We start from the raw sequence: 6,932 nt of genomic DNA on the forward strand, positions 1-6,932 counted from the left end.
CGGAACGCTCAGATTTGCTATAGCCCAGATGCTCATCCATTTCCGTTTCCATCATTTCCTTGATGGTGCCGCCGAGCAAATCCTTTAGGGCATCTTGGATATCTGTGGCGCTCTCGATGTTGTACTCTTGGAACAGCTGCTGGATGATGGCACGCTTGCCATCGGTCATTTCTACCTTGTGAATCTCTTTTTTCTTTCTTGCCATAACAAAAGGCCTCCTATGATTTGATTATAGTTTATCATAGAAGACCTTTTGATTTCGAGGGAAAGTTAATTTACAGAGATTTTTTCATACTCTCTCTTCCAGCAAATCATACAATTTGGCTGGAAATTTTTTCTGCTCATCACAGTAGGTAAAATGAGAGTATTTGGCATCAATCCGGTCAAGGCTCTTTTCTAAGATGAAATCGACAAAATCTCCATCGCTGCTGTTTTCAATGGCCTTATCTTTTACCCGCAGTGAGCGGGGAATGTAAACACCGGCAGGGTATTTGTTGTCGTAATCCGGCTGGCAGACGCCTAACGTAAATTCCAGATTGGTCAATCCTAATTTATACAGTAAAGATTTAAGAGTTTTCTGCTGGCCGTCAGCCGTGTGCCTAGCGGCACGTTCTGGTGCAGGTTTTACCCCCTGCGCAGGTGTGACATTCTCCTTGTCACAAGGCGTGTGCCCATCGGCACGGCAGGGTGTGGATTTTGAGCTGCTCCACGCACAGCACGGCTTTTTATGATGCTCTCACATCGAAAGTATTTCTACTCTAATTAAAGTCTGCAGGGGCACAAGGAAACCTTGTGGGGGCAGATGGGAAACTCAAGGGATATATTATATTCGCTGCCCGTAATACGTCACGCCCCGGGCACGCATGGAGTCGCTTCCTTTCCAATAAATAGAGGCTCAGTTTACGATAAAGCCGTCTTCGGTCATTTTCGTCTGGTAGGTGTCCTCGCTTTCGTATTCGTGGGAGTAGACGGTATAGGTGCCGTCGCCGCGCAGAAAGCTGGCGGTGCCTTCCGTATCTGCCTTTTTGGCGGGGGGATCGCCTGCAGGTTCGGTCACGGGGCTGTCATCAGGTGCAGGCGGATTGGTCACAGGGGCAGGCTTTTGACCGGCCACGATACTGCCGTGGCTCAGGCCCGTATCGTCCCGCAGGAAGTATTCGTCAATGCTGCCGCCGCCCCGTTTTTGCAAGGCTTGCAGCAGTTTTTCGGCTTTGGTGGATAACATGGTCACGCCTCCCTGCATCCTGGGCCCGGAGCCTTGTCATATGGCCATAGCCAAAATCCCCCAGGGCCAGCGAAATATCTAAGACATCTCCGCCGGACAGATCAAAATCCGCCGTCAGGTCAATGCCATGGGGGGCGATATGCAGGGGCACCCGCAGGCAGAGGCCCGCATCGGTCAGACGCTCAGCCAGCAACTGATGCCAATAGCCGGCCAGTGTCGGACACGCAGGCCCGGTTGGCCTGAGGGCGCATCCCGGGCCACCTCCTTGTGTTTGCCCGGGCACGGTGCGATTTTCTGCCCGATGTTGATGAAACTGGGCACCAGGACCACCTTCCACATGCTGCGCCATGACATGGCCAGCCGCATGAAGGCCTTGGGGCAGTTTAACTTCAAGGACATCCAGGAGCAGCTGGGGCACAGTAACATCCAGATCACCATGGATATTTATAACCATATCGACGAAGAAGCCAAAGCCGCCGTCAGCCATTGGCTCGACGGAGACGCAGGCAATATCGTCAGCCTCGCCTCCGCAAACAAAAAGCGCCAGGTGCGGTGAAAATGACGGCCTGACCGGTCAAAATTATTAAAATCTGACCGTCAGCTTCCTGCCATGTCCACACCCGGCGCATAAAAAATAGGACTAGCGAGCCTGCAAAACGCAGGCCCCATAGCCCTAAGTGCCCTTTGACGGCCATAAACTGTATACACTAAACCCGCTGAAACCCAAAAATGACAACAAAAAAGCCCGCGCAAAAATGCGCGAGCCCTTGAATCTCAATGGCAGAGAGGGTGGGATTCGAACCCACGGTGGCTATTAACCACACTTGATTTCGAGTCAAGCACCTTCGACCACTCGGACACCTCTCCGTATGTTCATAACTGAACAACAAATATTATAACACAACAGGTCTGGGAGTGTAAAGGTTAAGTTTTAGCAAAACCGCCGCAACCGCTGTGTTTGCGCATGGGGAGTGTCAAACTGACCGGAAATATGGTATAGTAAGAAGGTAGCTATTTCATTTCTGAATATAATGGAAAGAAGGCAGATTATGAGTATCCGTATCGGTATTTTAGGTTATGGCAATCTGGGCCGGGGCGTGGAGTGCGCGGTCAAGGCCAATGATGATTTGGAACTGGTGGCAGTGTTTACCCGCCGTGATCCGGCGCTTTTGAGCATCAAGACGCCAGGCGTTCCCGTGGTGAATGTCAGCGATGTGGAAGAGTGGGAAGACAAGATCGACGTCATGATCCTCTGCGGCGGTAGTGCTACGGACCTGCCGGTACAGACGCCTCATTATGCGAAGCTTTTCAATGTGGTGGACAGTTTCGACACGCATGCTCGGATTCCGGAGCATTTTGCCAATGTGGATAAGGCTGCGAAGGAAAATGGCCATGTGGGCATCATTTCCGTGGGCTGGGACCCGGGCCTGTTCTCGCTGGCGCGTGTTTACAGCAATGCGATCCTGCCCAATGGCAAGGATTATACGTTCTGGGGGCGCGGCGTTTCGCAGGGGCATTCGGATGCCATCCGCCGCATCGAGGGTGTAGCAGATGCCCGCCAGTATACGGTGCCGGTCGAAAAGGCTTTGGCTGCCGTGCGTGCTGGTGAGAATCCGGAACTTACGACGCGCGAGAAGCATACGCGTGAGTGCTATGTGGTGCTGGAAGAAGGCGCAGATGCAGCGAAGGTTGAGCAGGAAATCAAGACCATGCCCAACTATTTCGATGAATACGATACGACGGTGCATTTCATCAGCCAGGAAGAACTGGATCGTGACCACAAGGGCTTGCCGCATGGCGGTTCGGTGATTCGCAGCGGTGTTACGGGACATGATGGTGAGAACAAGCATGTGATCGAGTTCAAGCTGGACCTCGATTCCAATCCGGAATTCACGACGAGCGTGCTGGTGTGCTATGCGCGAGCCGCATATCGTCTGGCCAAAGAGGGCGTGACGGGCTGCAAGACGGTGCTCGATATTGCCCCGAGCTATCTGTCGGCGCAGAGCGGCGAAGAGCTTAGAGCGCATCTGCTCTGATACGCGTTAGCGGATTCGTGGCGTAAGGCGGCATGTCAGCCTGTGGTCCACGCTGCATGGGGGAGGAGATTTTATGGCTGTGAAGGCTCCAGTGGCACCCACACCGCCAACACCGCCGTCTGTACCGGGCGTGAAGCTGGAACAGGGCGGTACAGCGCAGGAGACGAATGTGCCTCATGACAAGCAGCAGACGCATGATGAGCGGCTGGAGGATCAGGCACGGCAGTCAGTGGCCCGTGGAGACGGGGCGCTCTCCAAGACTACGCAGTCCAGCCCGGAAAAAGAGGCCAAGGCCCAGAAGTCCGTGGATGCCAGTGGCGGGGCTTCGCAGGAAAACCAGCAGCCCCAGACGGTGGTGGTTCCGGCTCAGAATGGGCTGAATCAGGAAAATCCCCGGCAGCAGGCTATGGCTGATGCGAAGGCGCAGGCACAGCAGTCCAGCCAGACGGCGCAGGACAGCAGCTGGGGGCAGTTTGCTTCCCATAGTGCGGTGTTTTGGGGCAGCGTGCTGGTGCTCATGGCGCTGGTGGTCTGGTTTGGCATCCGCAGGCTGCTGACACGCAAGGAAGGCAGGCGCGGTTCTCTGAGCATGGCCGATATTGATGGGGCGGCAGCGCCGGTGGCTGCTCCGGAAGAGAGGAAAAAGGCAGCCAGGGCTGTCCGCAGCCGTGAGCAGGTAGAGACTTTTTCGGAACTTCGCGGTTTGACGCCGGATGAGGTGCTGGCCAAGATTGCCCATGATGAAGAGCAAAGCTTGCGGGAGGAAATGCGGCAGGCACGCAGGGAAGCCAAAGAGCGGCTGCAGAAGGCAGGCCGTATCCCTGTGAATCCTGCGCCTCCTCCCCATGCGGCACGCCAATATCGGGAACAGGTAACGGCAGAGCCGCCGCAGGAAAAGGCCAAACCGTTGCCGGCGCGCAAGCAGCCTCAGGAGGAGCAGCGGTTTGAAGTCCGGATCTGATATTTGTAACGCATGTTACAGATAGCATTTATCCCATGCGATACAATAAGCCTGTGTGTTATATCGTGTATATATTTAGGAGGCTTTTTATGAAAGGCTATGTGGATAAGGCGCTTTGCGTAGGGTGTGGCATGTGTGCTGCCAGTTGTCCGGAGGGATTCCGCCTCGGAGATGATGGGGTTGCGGAAGGTTATCAGGAACTGCCCGCAGAATCGATAGAGGATGCTCAGCAAGTCGCTGGGGATTGTCCTGTCGGTGCAATTACCATAGTTTCTGCAAAATAACATACGAAAGTCCGTTTTCAAAAGACAAAATGCAACTTATTTTACAAAAATGCTTGTTAATTATTATCATTTGTGCTATGATAATAACAATTTGAAGCGGAATCAGGTATTAAAAGCCTCGTCCATTAGATTCAAGGACGAGGCTTTTCTTGTGAGGGGGATGTGCATGGCAAAGACCATGGGGGTGTTAGGCCCCGCGGGAACCCATAGTGAGGCAGCGGCGGTTTATCTGAAGAAATACTGTCAGGAAGATTACAGGCTGGTATTGTTTGCCGATATCTTTGACTGCCTGCAGGCAGTGGAGAATGGTGAGGTGGATTCAGCGCTGGTGCCGGTGGAAAACTCGCTGGAAGGTGCCATCAATATTTCCCTCGATACGCTGGCGCGCAGTGATGGATTGCATGTCTGGCGGGAACTGATCTGGCCTGTGCATAATCAGCTTTTAGCAAAGCGCAAGGGCGAGATAAAACGGATTTATTCTCATGCCCAGCCGATTTCCCAGTGCCGGGCCTTCTTGCAGGAGCATTATCCGCAGGCCGAACTGATCAAGGTATCGAGTACGGCCCGGGCAGCGGAAATCGTCGCGGATTCCGAGGATGATCACTGTGCGGCCATTGCTACGGCGAGGGCCGGGGAACTGCTGGGGCTGATTCCCATCGCCAAGGAGATCCAGGACAGTGCGGCCAACTGCACGCGGTTCTTTCAGGTGGGGCGGGAAGCGCAGGCGTTCCTGCCCAAGGAGAAGCTGCTTGTCATCTGCCAGATTGACGGTCAGCAGGCCGGTGCCCTCTTTGACGTGCTCAAGGAGTTTGCCCAGCGGGGCATCAATATGACGCGCATTGAGTCACGGCCGGCCCGGACGGAGCTCGGGGCCTATATCTTCTTTTTCGATCTGGAATATGTGGATTCGCCGCAGCTCGATGAGTCGCTGGCGGCGGTGGCGGAAAAGAGTATCTGGCTCAGGAACCTCGGTACGTATCCGGTTATACAGGTTAAATAAGTCTTTTTATATAGAAGGGGATGGAACTATGGTTATTATCATGAATGTGGATGCTACGGCAGAAGACATCCAGGAAGTCATTGCGGTCATTGAGGGCGCAGGCCTGCAGGCCAAGGTGATGGAGGGCAGCCAGCAGAAGATCGTCGGGGTTATCGGCGATAAGGCAAGACTGGCTACGGTGCCCATCGATGCGATGGATGGCGTGGAAAAGAGCGTGGAGATTTCCAAGAGCTACAAGCTGGCCAGCCGGGAATTCCATCCCCAGAGCAGCGTGATAGATGTAGCCGGTGTCAAGATTGGTGACGGCACGCCGGTGGTCATGGCTGGTCCCTGTGCGGTGGAGTCCAAGGAACAGCTGTTTGAAGCGGCAGAAATCGTGAAAAAGGCCGGTGCCCAATTCCTGCGTGGCGGCGCTTATAAGCCGCGTACTTCGCCCTACGCGTTCCAGGGGCTGGAAATCGAGGGGCTCAAGTATCTGGCCGAAGCCCGTGAGCGCACTGGGCTGCGCGTGGTTACGGAGGTAACGACGGTGGAGGCCATCGAGCGCGTGGTGGAATATGCGGATATGTTGCAGATTGGTGCGCGCAATATGCAGAACTTCGGACTGCTCAAGGAAGTCGGTAAATGCGGCAAGCCGGTGCTGTTGAAGCGCGGTCTGGCAGCTACCATTGATGAGTGGTTAAATGCAGCTGAGTACATCATGAATGCGGGCAATCCCAATGTGGTACTCTGTGAGCGCGGCATCCGCACCTATGAGACCTATACCCGCAATACGCTGGACCTCAGTGCGGTGGCAGCAGTCAAGCATCTGTCCCACCTGCCGATCATCGTAGATCCCAGCCATGGAACGGGCAAATGGAGAATGGTGAAGCCCATGGCCTTTGCGGCTATTGCCGCTGGTGCGGACGGCCTGATGATGGAGGTTCATCCGAACCCGGCCAAGGCCCTCTCCGATGGACCGCAGTCCCTGACGCCGGAGAACTACGCCGAAGTCATGCGCGGCGTACAAAAAATCTCCGCCTTCATGAAAGAGGAGAACATTCATTCAATGGATATTTAAGTTGGCAAAAGCAGCTCGACATGTTGGTCGGGCTGCTTTTTTAGAAATTGCAGTTTATTGGGGAGTTCGTGGCAAAGGTATCCCGCTCATGCGCAGTCAGGGGTTCACGGGGGAGTACTTTTTCTGGTTGCGCTAAACGACCCGCTCGGCAAGGTCAACATTCCTTAGTCTGAATGCGCCGGGCAGGCCAACGGCGCGTCTTTCAGCGTGCTCCCCAGTGACTTTCTGCAACGGGCCGGTCTTCGCTATGCTCAGACTGTCGCTCCACCAGAAAAAGCACTCCCCCGTTCGCCCCAAGACACGGATTTAGCTATCGGCACAAACTCACTTCTCCCCGTAACAAGCACATCGATGTACTTGCGGCTT

Annotated in this window: 9 protein-coding genes, 1 tRNA gene and 1 pseudogene; 6 read left to right on the top strand and 5 right to left on the bottom strand. The window is 54.5% G+C overall.

Annotated features, from left to right (window positions below):
- From BLQ59_RS15280 to BLQ59_RS16120, 4 genes and pseudogenes are all read right to left on the bottom strand, one after another.
- Positions 1 to 205, bottom strand: a pseudogene (locus BLQ59_RS15280) (IS256 family transposase); the annotation flags it as partial.
- Positions 206 to 289: 84 nt separating this feature from the next.
- Positions 290 to 544 carry a hypothetical protein gene (locus BLQ59_RS15285; protein ID WP_074573669.1) on the bottom strand — a complete coding sequence of 85 codons (255 nt, stop codon included), beginning with the start codon at positions 542 to 544 and terminating at the stop codon, positions 290 to 292.
- A 351-nt stretch (positions 545 to 895) separates the two neighbouring features.
- Positions 896 to 1,225: a hypothetical protein gene (locus BLQ59_RS15290; protein ID WP_074573670.1), complete on the bottom strand. Its 330-nt coding sequence runs from the start codon at positions 1,223 to 1,225 to the stop codon at positions 896 to 898.
- Entirely contained in the window at positions 1,161 to 1,418 is a 258-nt protein-coding gene (locus tag BLQ59_RS16120; RefSeq protein WP_176756835.1) for a hypothetical protein, read from the bottom strand. The genes BLQ59_RS15290 and BLQ59_RS16120 overlap by 65 nt, the downstream gene beginning before the upstream one ends.
- Before the next feature lie 114 nt (positions 1,419 to 1,532).
- Here BLQ59_RS16120 and BLQ59_RS15295 point away from each other — a divergent pair, with 114 nt between their 5' ends.
- A complete protein-coding gene (locus tag BLQ59_RS15295; protein ID WP_256324703.1) occupies positions 1,533 to 1,781 on the top strand; it encodes a tyrosine-type recombinase/integrase in 249 nt (82 codons plus the stop codon).
- A gap of 222 nt (positions 1,782 to 2,003) precedes the next feature.
- Here the strand turns inward: BLQ59_RS15295 and BLQ59_RS15300 are convergent.
- Positions 2,004 to 2,092, bottom strand: a tRNA-Ser gene (locus BLQ59_RS15300).
- A gap of 182 nt (positions 2,093 to 2,274) precedes the next feature.
- Here BLQ59_RS15300 and BLQ59_RS15305 point away from each other — a divergent pair.
- The 5 genes from BLQ59_RS15305 to aroF all read left to right on the top strand — a co-directional run bounded on the left by BLQ59_RS15305 (position 2,275) and on the right by aroF (position 6,566).
- Positions 2,275 to 3,261, top strand: coding sequence for a diaminopimelate dehydrogenase (locus tag BLQ59_RS15305; RefSeq protein WP_074573672.1), 987 nt, complete (start codon positions 2,275 to 2,277; stop codon positions 3,259 to 3,261).
- A 73-nt stretch (positions 3,262 to 3,334) separates the two neighbouring features.
- Positions 3,335 to 4,222: a hypothetical protein gene (locus BLQ59_RS15310; RefSeq protein WP_074573673.1), complete on the top strand. Its 888-nt coding sequence runs from the start codon at positions 3,335 to 3,337 to the stop codon at positions 4,220 to 4,222.
- Positions 4,223 to 4,311: 89 nt separating this feature from the next.
- Entirely contained in the window at positions 4,312 to 4,506 is a 195-nt protein-coding gene (locus tag BLQ59_RS15315) for a ferredoxin (protein ID WP_074573674.1), read from the top strand.
- 166 nt (positions 4,507 to 4,672) lie between these two features.
- Positions 4,673 to 5,506, top strand: a complete 834-nt coding sequence (gene pheA, locus BLQ59_RS15320; protein ID WP_074573675.1) for a prephenate dehydratase — start codon at positions 4,673 to 4,675, stop codon at positions 5,504 to 5,506.
- A 28-nt stretch (positions 5,507 to 5,534) separates the two neighbouring features.
- Entirely contained in the window at positions 5,535 to 6,566 is a 1,032-nt protein-coding gene (gene aroF, locus BLQ59_RS15325; RefSeq protein ID WP_074573676.1) for a 3-deoxy-7-phosphoheptulonate synthase, read from the top strand.
- Positions 6,567 to 6,932: the final 366 nt, after the last annotated feature.

Origin of the sequence: Pseudoselenomonas ruminantium (assembly GCF_900104055.1) — a bacterium.
GTDB classification, from domain to species: Bacteria; Bacillota; Negativicutes; order Selenomonadales; family Selenomonadaceae; genus Selenomonas_A; species Selenomonas_A ruminantium_C.

What these genes read in the sequence shown, in the direction of transcription:
- BLQ59_RS15295 (WP_256324703.1), top strand. Translation starts at nt 1,533, where the DNA reads ATGAAACTGGGCACCAGGACCACCTTCCACATGCTGCGCCATGACATG.
- pheA (WP_074573675.1), top strand. Translation starts at nt 4,673, where the DNA reads ATGGCAAAGACCATGGGGGTGTTAGGCCCCGCGGGAACCCATAGTGAG.
- BLQ59_RS15290 (WP_074573670.1), bottom strand. Translation starts at nt 1,225, where the DNA reads ATGTTATCCACCAAAGCCGAAAAACTGCTGCAAGCCTTGCAAAAACGG.
- aroF (WP_074573676.1), top strand. Translation starts at nt 5,535, where the DNA reads ATGGTTATTATCATGAATGTGGATGCTACGGCAGAAGACATCCAGGAA.
- BLQ59_RS15315 (WP_074573674.1), top strand. Translation starts at nt 4,312, where the DNA reads ATGAAAGGCTATGTGGATAAGGCGCTTTGCGTAGGGTGTGGCATGTGT.
- BLQ59_RS15310 (WP_074573673.1), top strand. Translation starts at nt 3,335, where the DNA reads ATGGCTGTGAAGGCTCCAGTGGCACCCACACCGCCAACACCGCCGTCT.
- BLQ59_RS15305 (WP_074573672.1), top strand. Translation starts at nt 2,275, where the DNA reads ATGAGTATCCGTATCGGTATTTTAGGTTATGGCAATCTGGGCCGGGGC.